16 protein-coding genes are annotated in these 17,782 nt (G+C 67.0%); 11 read left to right on the top strand and 5 right to left on the bottom strand.

Annotated features, from left to right (window positions below; translation table 11 throughout):
• Positions 1-149: 149 nt before the first annotated feature.
• From J0J06_RS16440 to J0J06_RS16410, 7 genes are all read left to right on the top strand, one after another.
• Positions 150-2,630, top strand: coding sequence for a circularly permuted type 2 ATP-grasp protein (locus J0J06_RS16440; protein ID WP_294043795.1), 2,481 nt, complete (start codon positions 150-152; stop codon positions 2,628-2,630).
• Between the two features lie 10 nt (positions 2,631-2,640).
• A complete protein-coding gene (locus J0J06_RS16435) occupies positions 2,641-3,534 on the top strand; it encodes a transglutaminase family protein (RefSeq protein WP_294043794.1) in 894 nt (297 codons plus the stop codon).
• 242 nt (positions 3,535-3,776) lie between these two features.
• Entirely contained in the window at positions 3,777-4,718 is a 942-nt protein-coding gene (locus J0J06_RS16430) for a DnaJ C-terminal domain-containing protein (protein WP_294043793.1), read from the top strand.
• 8 nt (positions 4,719-4,726) lie between these two features.
• Positions 4,727-5,671 carry a YihY/virulence factor BrkB family protein gene (locus J0J06_RS16425; protein WP_294043792.1) on the top strand — a complete coding sequence of 315 codons (945 nt, stop codon included), beginning with the start codon at positions 4,727-4,729 and terminating at the stop codon, positions 5,669-5,671.
• Positions 5,668-6,471: an enoyl-ACP reductase FabI gene (gene fabI / locus J0J06_RS16420; protein WP_294043791.1), complete on the top strand. Its 804-nt coding sequence runs from the start codon at positions 5,668-5,670 to the stop codon at positions 6,469-6,471. The genes J0J06_RS16425 and fabI overlap by 4 nt, the downstream gene beginning before the upstream one ends.
• A 4-nt stretch (positions 6,472-6,475) precedes the next feature.
• Positions 6,476-7,543, top strand: coding sequence for a chorismate synthase (gene aroC, locus J0J06_RS16415; protein WP_294043790.1), 1,068 nt, complete (start codon positions 6,476-6,478; stop codon positions 7,541-7,543).
• Between the two features lie 141 nt (positions 7,544-7,684).
• Entirely contained in the window at positions 7,685-7,996 is a 312-nt protein-coding gene (locus tag J0J06_RS16410; RefSeq protein WP_294043789.1) for a hypothetical protein, read from the top strand.
• 9 nt (positions 7,997-8,005) lie between these two features.
• Here J0J06_RS16410 and J0J06_RS16405 read toward each other — a convergent pair whose 3' ends face one another.
• From J0J06_RS16405 to J0J06_RS16390, 4 genes are all read right to left on the bottom strand, one after another.
• Positions 8,006-9,307, bottom strand: a complete 1,302-nt coding sequence (locus tag J0J06_RS16405) for an adenylosuccinate synthase (protein ID WP_294043788.1) — start codon at positions 9,305-9,307, stop codon at positions 8,006-8,008.
• 111 nt (positions 9,308-9,418) lie between these two features.
• The gene (locus tag J0J06_RS16400; protein ID WP_294043787.1) at positions 9,419-10,528 is read right to left on the bottom strand and encodes an ATP phosphoribosyltransferase regulatory subunit; all 1,110 of its coding nucleotides are present in this window, start codon (positions 10,526-10,528) and stop codon (positions 9,419-9,421) included.
• A 25-nt stretch (positions 10,529-10,553) separates the two neighbouring features.
• Positions 10,554-12,131: a phosphoglycerate dehydrogenase gene (serA, locus tag J0J06_RS16395; RefSeq protein ID WP_294043786.1), complete on the bottom strand. Its 1,578-nt coding sequence runs from the start codon at positions 12,129-12,131 to the stop codon at positions 10,554-10,556.
• A gap of 104 nt (positions 12,132-12,235) precedes the next feature.
• A complete protein-coding gene (locus J0J06_RS16390; RefSeq protein WP_294043785.1) occupies positions 12,236-13,393 on the bottom strand; it encodes a phosphoserine transaminase in 1,158 nt (385 codons plus the stop codon).
• 226 nt (positions 13,394-13,619) lie between these two features.
• Here J0J06_RS16390 and J0J06_RS16385 point away from each other — a divergent pair, with 226 nt between their 5' ends.
• The 3 genes from J0J06_RS16385 to J0J06_RS16375 all read left to right on the top strand — a co-directional run bounded on the left by J0J06_RS16385 (position 13,620) and on the right by J0J06_RS16375 (position 15,988).
• The gene (locus J0J06_RS16385) at positions 13,620-14,207 is read left to right on the top strand and encodes a PEPxxWA-CTERM sorting domain-containing protein (RefSeq protein ID WP_294043784.1); all 588 of its coding nucleotides are present in this window, start codon (positions 13,620-13,622) and stop codon (positions 14,205-14,207) included.
• Positions 14,208-14,314: 107 nt separating this feature from the next.
• Positions 14,315-14,977 carry an extensin family protein gene (locus J0J06_RS16380; protein WP_294043783.1) on the top strand — a complete coding sequence of 221 codons (663 nt, stop codon included), beginning with the start codon at positions 14,315-14,317 and terminating at the stop codon, positions 14,975-14,977.
• A 72-nt stretch (positions 14,978-15,049) separates the two neighbouring features.
• Positions 15,050-15,988 (top strand): LOG family protein, encoded by a 939-nt coding sequence (locus J0J06_RS16375; RefSeq protein WP_294043782.1) that lies wholly within the window; start codon positions 15,050-15,052, stop codon positions 15,986-15,988.
• Positions 15,989-16,033: 45 nt separating this feature from the next.
• Here J0J06_RS16375 and J0J06_RS16370 read toward each other — a convergent pair whose 3' ends face one another.
• Positions 16,034-16,684 (bottom strand): cytochrome c family protein, encoded by a 651-nt coding sequence (locus J0J06_RS16370; protein WP_294043781.1) that lies wholly within the window; start codon positions 16,682-16,684, stop codon positions 16,034-16,036.
• 178 nt (positions 16,685-16,862) lie between these two features.
• Here J0J06_RS16370 and J0J06_RS16365 point away from each other — a divergent pair, with 178 nt between their 5' ends.
• Positions 16,863-17,753 (top strand): prephenate dehydratase, encoded by an 891-nt coding sequence (locus J0J06_RS16365; protein WP_294043780.1) that lies wholly within the window; start codon positions 16,863-16,865, stop codon positions 17,751-17,753.
• Positions 17,754-17,782: the final 29 nt, after the last annotated feature.

Raw genomic sequence — 17,782 nt, 5'->3', positions numbered from 1 at the left:
TTGATCCGGGGTCCCGCTTTTTCCGCCCAGAACAAGAAGCGGGATGCCGGATCACGTCCGGCATGACGAAAATAGATCGGCCTGCTGCGATCTAATCCGTGTTGCCACGCAGCATGGATTCTGGTTCTGAAGCGCCGGGGGTTGGAAGCATGGCCAGTCAGGCGACCAGCGAAGGATTGTTCGATGCGAGCGCGCACGCCGCGCGCTGGCTGGCGGACTATCGCGGGCGCGCCGGCGCGGGCGATGTCGTCGCGAGCGGCGACGCCGAGGCTTGGACCGCTGCGTTCGAGGAACTCGCCATCGCCGCGGGCGACGATCTCGGCCATGCCCGCCAGCGCGTCCAGCGCCACGCCGAGGACATCGGCACCGGATTTCGCGTCGCCGGGGACAGCGACGAGCGGCCCTGGCCCGTCTCGCCCATCCCGCTGCTGATCGCCGAGGACGAGTGGCAGGGGATCGCCGCAGGGGCCGCGCAGCGCGCCGCCCTGCTCGAAACCGTGCTCGCCGATCTTTACGGCGAGGGCAGGCTGGTCGCCGACGGCACTATTCCGGCGGCGCTGGTCAATGGCAGCCCCCTGTTCCTGCGCCCGATGGTCGGACTGACCGTGCCCGGCGGGTATCAGCTCCAGTTCGTCGCGTTCGACCTCGGGCGCGGGCCTGACGGCGAATGGCGCGTGCTCGCCGACCATGTCCGCTCGCCGGTGGGGGCGGGCTATGCGCTCGAAAACCGTCTCGCCACGTCGCGGACGTTGGGCGGGCTGCAGGGGCGGCTCAACATCCTGCGCCATGCGCCGTTCTTCGCGGCGTTCCGCGAAGGGCTTGCCGAACTGTGCAAGCGCGCCGAACCGCGCATCGGTCTGCTCACGCCGGGTCGCTGGAACGCGAGTTATGCCGAACAGGCGCACCTCGCGCGCTATCTGGGCTTCCTGCTGGTCGAGGGCGCCGACCTGACGGTGGCGGAGGACAGGCTCTACGTCCGCACCATTGCCGGGCTGAAGCGCGTCGATGCGCTGTGGCAGCGCGCCGACCCCCGCTTGCTCGATCCGCTGGCGTTCGATTCGCATTCGCAGATCGGGGTCGCGGGGCTGATCGACGCCTTCGCCGCGCATAACGTGCTGATCTCCAACGCGCCCGGCGCGGGCGTGCTGGAGGCGCCGGCGATGCAGGCGTTCCTGCCGCTGCTGGCCGAGCGGCTGACCGGGGAAAAGCTGCGGCTGCCCAATGTCGCGACGTGGTGGTGCGGCGCCGATGATGCACGCGCGCTGGTCGAAGGCCGGCTGGACGAATTGCGGATCGCGCCTGCCTTTGGCGTGAAGCCGCTGGGGCTGCCCGATGGTGCGATGCTGGGCGCGGACCTGTCGTCCGAGCAGCGTGCGGCCTTGCTCGCCGACCTCGCGCGGCGGCCGGAGGATTATGTCGGGCAGGAGACGGTGCGGCTGTCGACCATGCCGGTGGTCGCCGACAACGATCTCGCCGCGCGGCCCTTCACGCTACGCGTGTTCGCGGCGCGAGCGCCCGATGGCGGCTGGGCGGTATTGCCCGGCGGGTTCGCGCGGATCGGCGCGCACGCCGACGACCGCGCAGCGGTGATGGGCGACGGTTTGTGGTCGGCCGACGTCACGGTGCACAGCCCCGATCCGGTCGCGCACGTATCGCTGTTGCCCGCCACCGACAGCACCCAGATTCGCCGTAATCCGGGCACCTTGCCCAGCCGCGTCGCCGACAATTTCTTCTGGCTCGGGCGGTATCTGGAACGCGGCGAAGCGCTGCTGACGATCGTGCGCGTGATGCTGGGCAATTCGATCGACGCCGATGCCGGCGCGGCGCTCGACCACGAAACGGTCGGGCGGATGGCGGGCTTGGTCGTGGCGGCGGGTGCGGCGGCGCATCCCGAACGGCTTAAGCGGCCCGATCTCGTCCAGCTTGCCCGCACCGCGCTCGACGCCATGGACGGTTGGCACAATATTCCCGCGATGAACCGGCTCGCGCGTAATATCGCAGGCGTGTCGCGGGATCGGCTGTCGGCCGACATGTGTCGGCTACTCGACGCGCCGCACCCGACCAAAGGCAGCATGCTCGATCGCTGCGGGTCGCTCCAGCGCCGCTACGCCGCGCTGTCGGGACTCGCCGCCGAGCATATGGGCCGCACCGCGTCCTGGCGCTTTCACGACCTCGGCCGCCGGGTCGAGCGCGGGGTCGTCGTCGCGCGGCTGGTGCGCACGTTCGGGATGGCGGGGGCGACCGCCGACGATTTGTCGACCCTGCTCGACCTCGCCGACAGCCAGATCAGCTACCGTCAGCGCTACCTGACGGGCATCGCGCGAGTGCCGGTGGTCGATCTCGTCGCGCTCGATCCCGGCAATCCGCGCAGCCTGGCGTATCAGGTCGATACGATCGCCGCGCATCTCGACCACCTTCCCGTGCTCAACGACGATGGCTTGCCCGAGGACCAGCAGGCCGAGGCGCTGGCGCTCAAGGCGTTGCTCGCCACGGCAAATGCAGCCCATCTGGAAGCAGCGCAATTGTTCGAGGCGGAGCGTCAATTGACGCGCTTGTCCGAAGCAATCGCGCGGCGTTATTTCCTGCAGGGGGCGGAACCTCTGCGCGCGGGCGGCCTTACGCTCGCATGAGCTTTGGCGCGTGATCTACGACATCCGGCACGTCACGCGGTTCGACTATGGCCAGCCGGTCGCGTTCGCGCGGTGCAATCTGCGCCTGAAGCCGATTCACTGGTCGGGCCAGAAGGTCGAACGATACGCGCTCGCCGTGACTCCGGCTGGGGAGACGCGGCCCGCTTTGGCCGAGGCGGGACTCGCGAACGTCATGCGGCTGGTGGTGCGCGAACCCGTGCGCAATCTGACGATCGAAAGCGCGGCGCGAGTGATCGTCGATCGGCCCGTGCCCGTGCCGGCGGCGGCCGATCCGACGCTCGGGGACATCGCCAGCCTCGCGCGCGCCGACCGTGAGCTCGGACCCGCCGGGCCGACCGCCTATCTCTATCCGTCGCCGCTGATCCCGCTCGACGCCGACATCGCCGCGTGGTGCGCGCAGGATCTCGATCCAGGTCGTGGCGCGCTGGAGGCCGGGATCGCGCTTGCCCGGCGCATCCAGCGCGAGTTCGCGTTCGATCCCGCCGCGACCCTGGTCGACACCCCGCCGCGCGAAGCGTTCCTCAAGCGGCGCGGGGTGTGCCAGGACCTGACCCAGATCATGATCACCGGCCTGCGCGCCGCCGGGCTGCCGGCGGCATACGTCTCCGGCTATATCCGCACGATCCCGCCGCCGGGGCAGGAGCGGCTGATCGGCGCCGACGCGACCCACGCCTGGGTGTTGCTGTGGTGCGGGCCGCAGCGCGGCTGGATCGGGCTGGACCCGACCAACGGCATCTGGATGGCGGGCGACCATGTCGTGATGGCGATCGGCCGCGATTATGCCGAAATCGCCCCGATCGACGGCATCGTGCTCGGCTCCGGCGCACAGAAGATGGACGTATCGGTCGACGTCGCACCGGTCGAAGGGCCAGGACCAGGCTAGCGCGCCAACAAAAATGCGATGACCGTAGTCACGATAACCATCTGTAGCGCAAGCCACGCTTTGAACGAGAATGGCCAAAAAATGAAAGGCAGGCGAGTTGGCGCCAACCGATCCCACCAACGGTTGCCCTGCCCGAATGGTTCATAGGCCATGGAACACCTTGCGCATAATTATGGCGGTGGCAACACACGCGTCACCATCGTTTGCACTCGGCCGATCAATCCCCCAAATAGCAGGCCAAGATGGCAGCAGATCCCTATACCACCCTCGGCGTCGCGCGCGGGGCCGATGAGGCCGCGATCAAGAAGGCATATCGCAAGCTCGCGAAGGAGCTTCATCCCGACCGCAACAAGGACAATCCCAAGGCGGCGGAGAAGTTCAGCCAGGTGACTCAGGCCTATGACCTGCTGACCGACAAGGACAAGCGCGCGCGGTTCGACCGTGGCGAGATCGACGCCGACGGGAATCCGGCCATGCCGTTTGGGTTCGGCGGTGGCGGTGGTCCGCAGCAAGGCGGGTTCCGGTCCGGCGCGGGCGGGTTCGAATTCACCGATAGCGGCGGCGATTTCAGCGATTTGTTCGAAGGATTGTTCGGCGGGCGCGGCGGGCAGGGCGGCTTCGCCAGCAGCTTCGGCCGGCGCCAGCAGCCCAAGGGCGCCAACGCCGCCTATAAGCTGGCGGTGCCGTTTGTCGATGCCGCGACGCTCGCGCCGCAGCGCATTACGCTGGCGGACGGCAAGACGATCGACCTGAAGCTGCCTGCGGGCGTCGAGACCGGCACGCAGATGCGTCTGTCGGGCAAGGGCCAGCCGGGGCCGGGCGGTGCGGGCGACGCGATCATCACGATCGAGGTCCAGCAGCACCGTTTCTTCACCCGCGACGGCGACGACATCCGGCTCGATCTGCCGATCAGCCTGTCCGAGGCCGTGCTCGGCGCGAGCGTGCGTGTGCCGACCGCCGACAAGCCGGTGATGCTGACGATCCCCAAGGGGTCGAGCTCGGGCAAGGTGCTGCGGCTGAAAGGCAAGGGGTTCCACAAGAAGGGCGGGGGCCCCAATGATCCTCGGGGCGACCAGCTCGTCACGCTGATGGTCGACCTGCCGGTCGACGACGATGCGCTGGTCGAATTCGTCCAGGGCTGGAAGGACAAGGACAGGAACCCGCGCGGCAATATGGGCGTCTGATCGCCTAGATGTCGCACCTATCGCCCCTCTCCCCCGAGGCGCGCGCCCTTCGCGGGGTCCGCGAACGCTTCGGCAAGCCGATCTGGACGCGGGTGTGGATTGTCACCAAGCGAGTTGTCGTCGGCATCTTCGACAACGGGTTCATGTACGCGGGCAATCTCGCCTATCTGGCGTTGATAACGGTGTTTCCGTTCTTCATCCTGGCGGCCGCGATCTCGTCGCTCCTGGGCCAGCGGAGCGAGACCAAGCATGCGGTCGAGTCGTTTCTCTACACGCTGCCGCCGAGTGTGGGAGAGATTCTACGCAAGCCGATCGAGGATGTGCTCGCCGCCCGCACCGGGGGCTTGCTGATCCTGGGCGCGGTTGTGGCGTTGTGGACCGTCGGCAGTTTCGTCGAGACGATCCGCGACGTATTTCGCCGCGCCTATGGCATCACGTTCGACCGGCCCTTCTGGCAGTATCGGCTGCGGTCGATGGCGGTCATCGTCGCGTCGGTGATCCTCGCGCTGCTGGCATTCTTCGTCCAGGGACTGCTGACCATCGTCGAACAGTTCATCTATCGCTTGCTGCCCTGGGCGCAGGAAGTCGGCGGCTGGGTCGGCGCGGCGCGGCTGGTGCCGGCGATCGTGTTGTTCGCCGCGCTCTACATGCTGTTCGCCGCGGTCACGCCGAGCAAATATCGCGTCCGCCAATGCCCGCGCTGGCCCGGCGCCCTGTTCACGACGATCTGGTGGATGAGCGCGACCGCGTTGCTGCCCGTGACGCTCGCGCAATTCGGCAGCTACGATCTAACCTATGGCAGCCTGGCCGGCGTAATCGTCACCCTCCTGTTCTTCTGGATCGTAGGGTTCGGCATCTCGATCGGCGCGCATTTGAACGCGGCACTAGCCGAAACCCCGTTGGAGGACGTAAAGGCTCCACAAACCACGAATACGGAGACCGTCGCAACGTGAGCGGACTGATGCAGGGCAAGCGCGGGCTGATCATGGGCCTGGCGAATGACAAGAGCCTCGCCTGGGGGATTGCGCAGAAGCTGGCGGAGCAGGGTGCGGACCTCGCATTCAGCTATCAGGGCGAGACGATGGAGAAGCGCGTCCGTCCGCTGGCCGAGCAACTAGGCGTCGCGCGGCTGTTCGATTGCGACGTGTCCGACATGGCGAGCCTGGACAAATGCTTCGCCGATCTGGGCAAGGACTGGCCGACGATCGATTTCGTCGTCCATGCGATCGGCTTTTCGGACAAGAGCGAGCTGCGCGGGCGGTTCGTCGACACCAGCCTCGACAATTTCCTGATGACGATGAACATCAGCGTCTATTCGTTCGTCGCCGTCGCCCAGCGTGCCGCGGCGATGATGCCGGAGGGCGGCAGTTTGCTGACGCTGAGCTATTACGGCGCGGAGAAGGTGATCCCGCATTATAACGTGATGGGGCTGGCCAAGGCCGCGCTAGAGACCAGCGTGCAGTATCTCGCGGTCGATCTGGGGCGCGACAATATCCGCGTCAACGCAATCTCGGCCGGGCCGATCAAGACGCTGGCGGCGAGCGGGATCGGCGATTTCCGCCTGATCCTGAAATGGAACGAGCTGAACTCGCCGCTCAAGCGGAACGTCACGATCGAGGATGTCGGCGGCGCGGGCCTGTACCTGCTCAGCGACCTGGCGAGCGGCGTGACCGGCGAAGTCCACCATGTCGACGCCGGCTATAACGTCATCGGCATGAAGGCCGAGGACGCGCCGGACATCGCACTGGTTTGAGGGCGTGAGCTACAACGCCTTCGGCCACGTCTTCCGCTTCACCACCTGGGGGGAGAGCCACGGGCCGGCGATCGGCGCGGTGGTGGATGGGTGCCCGCCGGGGCTGAGCCTCAGCGCAACCGACATCCAGCCGTTCCTCGACGCGCGCCGTCCCGGCCAGTCGCGCTTCACGACGCAGCGGCAGGAGCCCGACCAGGTCCGCATCCTGTCGGGCGTGTTCGAGGGCAAGACGACCGGCACGCCGATCAGCCTGATGATCGAGAATGTCGACCAGCGGTCGAAGGATTATTCGGAGGTTGCGGCGGCCTATCGCCCCGGCCATGCCGATTACGCCTATGACGTCAAATACGGTTTTCGCGACTATCGTGGCGGCGGGCGGTCGTCGGCGCGCGAGACGGCGTCGCGAGTCGCGGCTGGGGCGGTGGCGCGGCTCGTGATTCCCGAAGTGACGATCACCGCGTGGGTCGAGGCGATCGGACACGATCCCATCCTCTACTCGTGCTTCAATGCGGACGAGATCGGCCGCAACTCCTTCTTCTCGCCCGATGCCCAGGCGGCTGCCCGCTGGGAGCGGCTGGTCGATGACGCGCGCAAGGCGGGATCGTCTCTCGGCGCGACCATCGTTTGCGAGGCGACCGGGGTACCGCCGGGCTGGGGCGCGCCGCTCTACGCCAAGCTCGACGCCGAACTCGCGCACGCCTGTATGGGGATCAACGCGGTGAAGGGGGTCGAGATCGGTGATGGCTTTGCCGCGGCGCTGGCGACGGGGGAGGGGAATGCCGACCCGATGCGGCCCGGCAATAACGGGCCTGTCTTCCTCGCCAACCATGCCGGGGGCATTGCGGGCGGGATTTCGACCGGTCAGCCGATCCGCGTGCGCGTCGCGTTCAAGCCGACCAGTTCGATCCTGACCCCGGTCGAGACGATCACGCGTGACGGCGACTCCACCGAGATCCGCACCAAAGGTCGCCACGATCCCTGCGTCGGCATCCGTGGCGTGCCCGTCGTCGAAGCGATGGTCGCGCTGGTGCTGGCGGACCAGAAACTGCTGCACCGCGCGCAAATGGGCTGATCGCGGGACGGTTAATCGTTGATTCCGCTCAATTGACGGTCAGTCGTTGGAATTCGGGGATGCCTCGTATCCGTGGCCGGACCCATTTCGCGGCAGGAATCTTCCCACTTGGGTCCATCATGGGACCAGGAGAAGATTTTCATGAAGTTCGCCATTCTCGCCGGCGCGTTGATCGCCGGCACGTCGGGCATCGCCACCGCGCAGACCGTGCCGCCGGTATCGACCCCGCAGACCAATGTTCCGCCGGTCTCGACGCCCGGCACGACCGTGCCCCCGGTCACGACCCCGCCCGTGTCGACACCCGATACCAGCACGACAACGACCACCGACACGACGGCGACCACGCCGATGGCCGATCCGAACGCCACGACCTCGACGACCGCGACGACAAGCGACAACGGCACGGCCGCCAGCACGACGACGACCACCACGACCAAGAAAAAGAAGAAGTAACCCTTCGGATCAGTCCGCGAACGGATCGCGCACCAGGATGGTGTCGTTCCGTTCCGGGCTGGTCGACACCAGCGCCACGGGGCAGCGAATCAATTCCTCGATCCGGCGGATATATTTGACCGCCGCCGCCGGCAGGTCGGCCCAGCTCCGCGCGCCCGCGGTCGATTCCGACCAGCCCGGCACCGTTTCGTAAATCGGCTCGACCGCTGCCTGGTCCTGCGGATGCGGGGGCAGATAGTCGTAGGTCTTGCCGCCCAGCCGATACCCCGTGCAGATCCTTATTTCTTCCAGCCCGTCGAGGATGTCGAGCTTGGTCAACGCGATCCCGGTGATGCCGCTGACCGCCGCCGATTGCCGCACCAGCACCGCGTCGAACCAGCCGCAGCGCCGCTTGCGCCCGGTGTTGACCCCGAATTCCTTGCCGCGCGTGCCGAGATAGTCGCCGATCTCGTTATCCTGTTCGGTCGGAAACGGCCCCGACCCGACGCGGGTCGTATAAGCCTTCACGATCCCCAGCACGAACCCGACCCGGCTCGGCCCAAGACCGGAGCCTGCCGAGGCCGTTCCCGCCACGGTGTTGGACGAGGTGACGAACGGATAGGTGCCGTGATCGACGTCGAGCAGCACGCCCTGCGCGCCTTCGAACAGGATGCGCCGCCCGTGCGCCTGCGCCTCGTTGAGCGTCACCCAGACCGGCTTGGCGAAGGGCAGCACGACATCGGCGATCTCGCGCAGATCGGCCAGCAGCTTCTCGCGATCCACCGGCGGCTTGCCGAACCCGGCGAGCAGCGCGTCGTGATGCGCGCACAGGCGATCGATCTGCGGCCCGAGCTCGTCGAGATGCGCCAGGTCGCAGATGCGGATCGCGCGGCGGCCGACCTTGTCTTCATACGCCGGCCCGATGCCCCGCCGCGTGGTGCCGATCTTCTGCCCCGAATTGCCCTCCTCCAGCGCATCCTCGCGCAATGCGTCGAGATCGCGGTGGAGTGGCAGGATCAGCGGTGCGGTCTCGGCGATGTGGAGCACGTCGGGGGTGATCGAAATGCCCTGCTCGGCGATCTTCGCCACTTCGTCGCGGAAGTGCCAGGGATCGAACACCACGCCGTTGCCGATGACCGACAGCGTGCCCCGCACCACGCCCGAGGGCAGCAGCGCGAGCTTGTACGTCTTGCCGTCGATGACCAGCGTATGCCCGGCATTGTGCCCGCCCTGGAACCGCACGACCACATCGGCGCGCTCCGACAGCCAGTCGACGATCTTGCCCTTGCCCTCGTCACCCCATTGGGCGCCGATCACGGCGACGTTTGCCATTCTTCCCTCGTTTTAATTCGTCATGCCGGGCTCGTCCCGGCATCCGCAGAGCCGCAAGCGATAAAGCCCGAGGCGCGGCGGACCCCGGCACAAAGCCGGGGTGACGGTGGACTAAGTGGCGAGCGGTCGGACCTCGCCGTCGAGTAAAACATGCGTACAGAGTTGCGCCTCGGGCGTGTCGCCGGCCTCCAGCGCAGCGACGGTGACCCAGCCCTCGCCGCGCAGCTTCGCCGCCAGCGCGGGGTCGGTGCCGAGCGGCACGAACAGCCGCCGCCGCGCGTCCTCGCCGCCGCCCGCGACGATCGCATCGGTGTAGAGCGAGAAGCCGATCGCGGCCTCCTCGCTGCCGTCCTCGTGCACGATCGTATAGCTGCCGCCGCGCCCGATCTCGCCCAGCGCCCCGTCGGCGAACAGCGAGAAGCCGAGCCAGGTCTGATATTCGAACCCGTGCCGCTCGGTCGGGTCGAGCGTCAGCGCGACGCGGCCGCGCACCGCCTCCGCCACTTTCCACAACCCGTCGAGCCGGCTGGTCAGCGCCCCGCCCGCGTCGAACGCGCAGAGCCGATCGTGCGCGGCATCGAACGGCCCCGCCGCCTCGATCAGCGGCAGATAGGCGGGCGCGATCGCCGCGACACCGCCGGCATCCTTGGCATCGAGCCGGTTGGCGAGATCGTCGAGCGAGGCCTCGCCGAGCGGGAACGGCCCCGCGCTCAGCACGCCGAGCAGGTCGGGCAAGGTGAAGTCGACCGAGATGCCGGTGACGCCCGCTGCCTCCAGCGCCTCGACCGCAACCGTCACGATCTCCCGCGCCGCCGCCACCGTATCGAGCCCGATCAACTCGCAGCCCGCCTGGCGCCGCTCGCGTTCGGGCGAGAGCTGCCCCGCGCGCAACCGCAGCACCGACCCGGCATAGCTCAGCCGCACCGGGCGCGGGTGGTGGCCCATCCGCGTCGCCGCGATCCGCCCGACCTGCGCGGTGATGTCGGGCCGGATCGCGAGCGTGCGCTGGCTGACCGGATCGACGAAGCGCACCGCATCCTGCGCGCGGGTCGATTTCAGCCGGTGCGCGAGCGCGTCCTCGAACTCGGCGAGCGGCGGATCGACACGCTCATAGCCATGGGCATGCGCCGCCTCCAGCACGCGCGCCTCCAGCCGCGCCGCCGCATCGGCCAGCGGCGGCAACCGGTCATGGAAACCGGACGGGAGGAGCGCGTGAGTCATCGCGCGCTCCCTTAGCGCCTTCGGCTCAGAACGACAGCCCCATCACGGTCTTCACGCCCGCCAGACCGCGGACCTTGGCGATCAGTTCGGGCGTCACCGCGTCGTCGACCGACAAGAGCAGCACCGCTTCGCCGCCCGCCGACCGACGCCCGAGGTGGAACGTGCCGATATTGACGCCCTCCGTGCCCAGCAATGTGCCGAGCCGCCCGATGAACCCCGGCGCGTCCTCGTTGACGACGTAGAGCATGTGCCCGACGAGGTCGGCCTCGACCTTGATCCCGAACAGTTCGACCAGGCGCGGCGCGGCGTCACCGAACAGGGTGCCGGCGACCGACCGCTCGCCGGCATCGGTCTTGACCGACACGCGCAGCAGCGTGTGATAGTCGCCCTCGCGCTCGGTGCGGACTTCGCGCACTTCCATGCCGCGCTCCTTGGCGAGCAAGGGCGCGTTGACCATGTTCACCGTGTCGGTCTGCGTGCGCAGGAACCCGGCGAGCACCGCCGCGACGATCGGCTTCTGGTTGAGCTCGGCGGCGGCCCCTTCCGAATGGATCGAGATGCGGCCGATCGCCCCGGTGGTCAGCTGACCGACCAGCGAACCGAGCTTTTCCGCCAGCGCCATGTACGGCTTCAGCCGCGGCGCTTCCTCGGCCGACAGGCTCGGCACGTTGAGCGCGTTGGTGACACCGCCCGACACGAGATAGTCGGCCATCTGCTCGGCGACCTGGATCGCGACATTGACCTGCGCTTCGCTCGTCGATGCGCCGAGGTGCGGCGTGGAGATGAAATTGGGCGTGCCGAACAGCGGCGAATCGGTCGCCGGCTCGGTCACGAAGACGTCGAGCGCCGCCCCCGCGATGTGCCCGCTGTCGAGCAATTCCTTGAGCGCCGCTTCGTCGATCAGCCCGCCGCGCGCGCAATTGACGATCCGCACGCCCTTCTTGGTGCGGAGCAGATTGTCGCGGCTCAGGATGTTGCGCGTCTGGTCGGTCAGCGGCGTGTGGAGCGTGATGAAATCGGCGCGCGCGAGCAGATCGTCGAGATCGACCTTCTCCACCCCGAGCTCGACCGCGCGTTCGGGCGACAGGAACGGGTCGAACGCGATGACCTTCATCCGCAGGCCCTGCGCGCGGTCGGCGACGATCGACCCGATGTTCCCCGCGCCGATCAGGCCCAGCGTCTTGGAGGTCATCTCGACCCCCATGAAGCGGTTCTTCTCCCACTTGCCGGCCTGGGTCGATTTGTCGGCTTCGGGCAAGTCGCGGGCGAGCGCGAACATGAGGGCAATGGCGTGTTCGGCGGTGGTGATCGAGTTGCCGAACGGCGTGTTCATCACGACCACGCCTTTGGCGGAGGCGGCCGGAATGTCGACATTGTCGACCCCGATCCCCGCGCGGCCGACGACCTTGAGATTGGTCGCGGCGTCGAGGATCGCCTTGGTCACCTTGGTGGACGAGCGGATCGCGAGCCCGTCATACTCGCCGATCATCGCGGCGAGTTCGTCGGGGGTCTTGCCGGTGATTTCGTCCACCTCGACCCCGCGCTCGCGGAAGATCTGGGCGGCCTTGGGGTCCATTTTGTCGCTGATGAGTACTTTTGGCATCGGGAGAATCCTCGGAAATTTGCGGTGCTCCTGCGAAGGCAGGAGCCTGGAGTCGCAAGGGAAGTCGCCTGTGGTCCTGAGCTCCTGCTCTCGCAGGAGCACGGTCAGGCGGATTTGGCTGTTGCGTAGGCCCAGTCGAGCCACGGCCCGAGCGCGACGATGTCAGCCGTATCGACCGTCGCGCCGCACCAGATGCGTAGCCCCGGCGGCGCGTCGCGGTATCCGGCGACGTCGAACGCGGCGCCTTCCTTTTCGAGCGCGCCGGCCATCGCCTTGATGAACGCCTCGTCGGCGCCGGCGACCGTCAGGCACACGCTGGTCTTCGACCGGCTCGCCTCGTCGGTCGCGAGATGGCCGAGCCAGTCGCGTGCCGCGACGATCTCGTCCAGCGCCGCCGCATTGGCGGCGCTCCGCGCGATCAAGCCGCCCTCACCGAGCGACTTCGCCCATTCGAGGCTGAAGATCGCATCCTCGACCGCGAGCATCGACGGCGTGTTGATCGTCTCGCCCTTGAACACGCCCTCGGCCAGCGCGCCTTTCGACACCAGGCGAAACACCTTGGGCAGCGGCCAGGCGGGGGTATAGCTTTCCAGCCGCTCGACCGCGCGCGGGCCCAGGATCAGGACGCCGTGCGCGCCTTCGCCGCCCAGCACCTTCTGCCAGCTGAACGTGGCGACATCGATCTTGTCCCACGGCAAGTCATACGCGAACACGGCCGAGGTCGCGTCGGCGAAGCTCAGCCCTTCGCGGTCGGCCGGGATCCAGTCGCCGTTCGGCACGCGCACGCCGCTGGTCGTGCCGTTCCAGGTGAACAGAACGTCGGTCGACCAATCGACTTGCGTCAAGTCGGGCAGCTGGCCGTAATCGGCGCGGATCACGGTCGGATCGATCTTGAGCTGCTTGACCGCGTCGGTCACCCAGCCCTCGCCGAAGCTTTCCCACGCCAGCATCGTCACGCCACGCGCGCCGAGCATCGTCCACATCGCCATCTCGAACGCGCCGGTGTCGGAGCCGGGGACGATGCCGATACGGTGCGTGTCGGGCAGGCCGAGCAACTCGCGCATCAGGTCGATGGCGTATTGCAGGCGTAGCTTGCCGATCTTCGAGCGGTGCGAGCGGCCCAGGCTGTCGGTGGCGAGTTTCGCCGCGTCCCAGCCCGGAGGCTTGGCGCATGGTCCGCTGGAAAAATAGGGGCGTGCCGGCTTGGTGGCGGGCTTGGCAGGGGACGCAGTTGTGGCGTCGGCAACGTTCAAATCAGTCATGTCAGTCTCTCCTTGCAGAGAGCACGCGCGGCGTTGGGACCGCGTGGCCCGTCGACGGCCATAGCGACGGTTATCGGGGTGTCAACTTGCGCCAAAATGAGACGATGAAAACTGTCACGAAGTCAGTGCGTATTATTACTTGGCCTTAACGTGTAAGTAATCACTAACAGCCGCAAAATATCACTGGGCGCATCGGCTGCATCTATTTGATAGTGGGATAAATTCGATGACGAATCGTATGGGACTTTTGGCCGCCGTCGCCTTTGCCGCTTTGGTGGCAGCGAGCCCGGCAAACGCCGCGCCGACGCTGATCGGCCAATTCTCCGGCAACGAATGCGGTGGCCAGGGCGGTTTTTCGAACTGCTACGCTTTCCCGACCGGCACGACCGGACAGGGCGTTGGTAACGGCACCGGCTCGCCGGCGATCTTCAAGAAGAACAGCGACGGCTCGACCGACATCTCGACGTTGTTCCCGACGATCAGCGGCTCCGAGTTCTCCGTGAACTATACCAGCGCGACCAATTCGCTGTCGTTCACCTACACGCCCGGCGCGGGCGACCCGGTGGTGCACTATTTCGCCATCAATCAGGCGGGCCAGACTTTCCTGTATTATGACGCCTCGCCGATCCTTTCGGGTTCGATCGCGTTGAGCAGCCTGTTCCCGAACAATCCGGGCTGGTCGCACATCACCTTCTTCGACACCGGCGCACCCGCCGTGCCGGAGCCGGCGACCTGGGCGATGATGATCGGTGGGTTCGGCATGATGGGCGCGGCACTCCGTCGCCGTCAGAAGGTTGCCGTTACCTACGCCTGATAAAGCGACCGCAACTTTCCATCCTTTGATCGCGTAACACGCCGCCTGCGCCCCTCGCGCGGGTGGCGTTTACGTTTGGTTAACTATGTTTGCGCACCTTTGCGCGCATGAAGCGGCTGGCTCCCATGTTCGGTTTGCTGCTCGCCGGCTGCGTGTTCGGCGGCGGGGCGGAGCCGCCGACGCGCCCGACGCGTCCGATGGGCGCGCCGCCGCTCACCCTCAACTTGCCGACGAGCCGGGATACACAGGCCTGTTTCGACGATCTCAGCCGCGAAGGCGTGCGCTTCTCGCCGCTCCCCGACCGCGATTATGGCGGCGGGTGCCAGGTGATCGGCGCGGTACAGTTGCTCGACATCGGCGTGCCGGTGACGGGGATCAAGGCGATGCGCTGCGGGCTCGCGGAGGAATTCATCGGCTGGACGCGCAACGCCGTCGCGCCTGCCGCGTATCAAATGCTCGGCAGCCAGCTCGTCCGTATCGAAACGATGGGCACCTATGCGTGCCGCAGCACGGTCGGCACAGCGACCGCGCGGTTGTCGGGACATGCGCTGGCCAATGCGGTCGACGTGTCGGCGTTCATCCTCGCCGACGGCCGCCGCATTTCGGTCAAGGACAGCTGGCGTTCGGGTGACGGGGATGTGCAGCGTTTCTGGAGGCTCATCCACAGCTCTGCCTGCAAGCGGTTCGGCACCGTGCTCAGCCCCGACTACAACGCGGCGCACTACGATCACCTCCACCTCGAGGACGACCACAAGGCGTTCTGCCGGTAACGCTCGGCGTGCTTCGAGAAACGGCAATTCTGGCCTCTTCAAAGCGTCATCACTTTGCTCTACGTGGCTGGGATGACTGATACTCGCATCCCGTCGCGCGTCTTTCCGCAGGCCAAGGAAGAGGCCGACCGCGCCAAGCAAGGCATCTCCACCCCTCAGACCGCGAACCCGGCCTATCGGCTGGCGTTCCAGGATCTCGATTTCCTGTTGCGCGAGGATTTGCGTCCGGTCCGGTTCCAGCTCGAACTGCTGAAGCCCGAACTGATCCTGGACGAGGCGGGCATCGCCTCGACCTTCGTGATGTACGGATCCGCGCGTATCCCCGAGCCGGAAAAGGCCAAGGCGCTGCTGGCTGCCGCCAAGGACGATGCGAGCCGCAAGATCGCCGAACGGCTGGTCGCCAAATCCAAATATTACGACGTCGCGCGCGAGCTCGCCCGCGTCGCCAGCCAATGCCCGCGCGACGCCAACGGCAAGCGCCAGTTCGTGGTGTGCTCGGGTGGCGGCCCGTCGATCATGGAGGCGGCCAATCGCGGCGCGGCCGATGTCGGCGCCGAATCGATCGGGCTCAACATCCTGTTGCCGCACGAACAGGCGCCCAATCCCTATGTCACGCCGGGACTGAGCCTGCAGTTCCACTATTTCGCGCTGCGCAAGATGCATTTCCTGCTCCACGCCCGTGCGCTGGCGGCGTTCCCCGGCGGGTTCGGCACGTTCGACGAATTCTTCGAGCTGCTGACGCTGATCCAGACCGGCAAGATCCAGCCGATCCCCGTTCTGCTCTATGGCCGGGAGTTCTGGGAGCGCGTGGTCAATTTCGACGCACTGGTCGAGGAAGGCGTGGTGTCGGCCAAGGACCTCAAGATCTTCACCTATTGCGAGACCGCTGAGGAAGGCTGGGCGCACGTCGAGGAATTCTACCGCAACCGCTCGTTCGAACAGGGCAAGTCGGAAGCCGAAGCGCATTCTGCCGAGCAGGTTGCGGCCCACGCGCCGACCGCGCGGGACTAGGAAATCACCCTAGGCTCCTGCTTTCGCAGGAGCACGGTTGGGAAGTTATTTCTTCTCGGGTGCGGCCGTGTTGCCGGCGGGGGCCGCAGCGTTGCCCTCAGCCGGAGCGGCGGTGTTACCCTCCGCGGGCGCCGCGCCGTCCTTACCCGCAGGGGCGGCACCGGCCGCCGGGGGCGGGGGCAGCGGCAGGTTCGAACCCTGCTGGTTCATGTAGAGGATCACGTCGGCGCGCTGCTTCGGATCGGACAGGCCGGCGAAGGTCATCTTGGTGCCCGCCGCGAACTTGCGCGGGCTGGTCAGCCAGGCGTTCAGGTCGTCGAACGTCCACTTGCCGCCCTTGGACTTCAGCGCGTCGGAGAAGGCGAAGCCGCCACGCCCTTCGGCCTTGGCATCGCCGACGATGCCATAAAGGTTCGGGCCGATCCCGTTCGCGCCGCCCTGGTTGATCGTGTGGCACGCCGCGCACTTCTTGAACACTTCGGCGCCCTTGGCGGCGTCGGCGGCGGGGAGCAGGCTCGCGATCGGCACTTCCGCCGCGCCGCCGCTGTCGCCGCCCTCGGCTACGGCCTCGACCGGGAAGCCTTCCTTCTTCGGCTCGCCGCTTTCGTAGATCATCCCGCCCACGATCGTCAGCCCCAGCGCGGCGAAGCAACCGGCCAGCACCCATCCAGCAATCGTGTTGGTATTGTCGTTCATGGTATCGGCGAGGCCCCTGATTGATTGCCTGACCCTTTAGTAACGCGAAACGCAGGGGGCAAGGTTCGTTTGGGCGACCTCTCCGTCACCATGCGGGCTGGCTCCGCCCCTGCGCGGGAGCGCGTCAAACAAAAGCCCCGTTGCTCCCCGAGTATCGCGCCTCTAATCGCGCGATCCGATGGAGAATTTCGCCGCCCCCGCCCGCCCGATCGTCGATGCGATGACCGAAGCCGCCGCCGCCGCCCCGGAACGCGCGGTCGCTTTCCAAGGCGCGCCGGGCGCGAACAGCCATGTCGCGGCGCAGGAAGCGTTTCCCGATGGCCTACCGCTGCCCTGTTTTTCGTTCGAGGATGCGATCGACGCGGTGAAGGACGGGCGCGCCGATTGCGCGGTCATCCCGATCGAGAATTCGCTCCACGGCCGCGTCGCCGACATGCATTTCCTGCTGCCCGAATCGGGGCTGGTCATCACCGGCGAGCATTTCCTGCCGATCCGCTATGCGCTGATGGGGCTGGGGCCGATCGAGGGCGTCAGGGAAGCGATGAGCCACCCCCAGGCGCTCGGCCAATGTCGTCACTGGCTGAAGGCGCGGCGCATCGCGCCGATCGCCTATCCCGACACGGCGGGGGCCGCGGCGCTGGTTGCCGAACTGAACGATCCGAAGGTGGCCGCGCTGGCGCCGCCGCCGTCCGCGAAAATCTATGGCCTCGACACGCTGGCGAGCGACATTGCGGACGCCGAGCACAACACGACGCGCTTCGTCACGCTGGCGCGCGGCTCTCGCCCGCTGACCGGCGACGGCCCGTTCATGACGACGATCATCTTCGAGGTGAAGAACGTCCCCGCTGCGCTCTACAAGGCGATGGGCGGGTTCGCGACCAACGGCGTCAACATGACCAAGCTGGAAAGCTATCAAAAGGGCGGCAGCTTCGCGGCGACCGATTTCTACGCCGACGTTGAAGGACGTCCCGGCGACGAAAATTTCGACCGGGCGATGGATGAATTGGGATTTCATTCCAAATGGTTGCGCGTGCTGGGCAGCTATCCGCAGGCGCGCAAGCGGGGATGACGCTTTCCTCCATGCCGCCCATTGTGGCA

This window comes from Sphingomonas sp., from assembly GCF_017304615.1.
Lineage (GTDB): Bacteria > Pseudomonadota > Alphaproteobacteria > Sphingomonadales > Sphingomonadaceae > Sphingomonas.
This window is presented reverse-complemented; position numbering and strand designations above follow the sequence as displayed.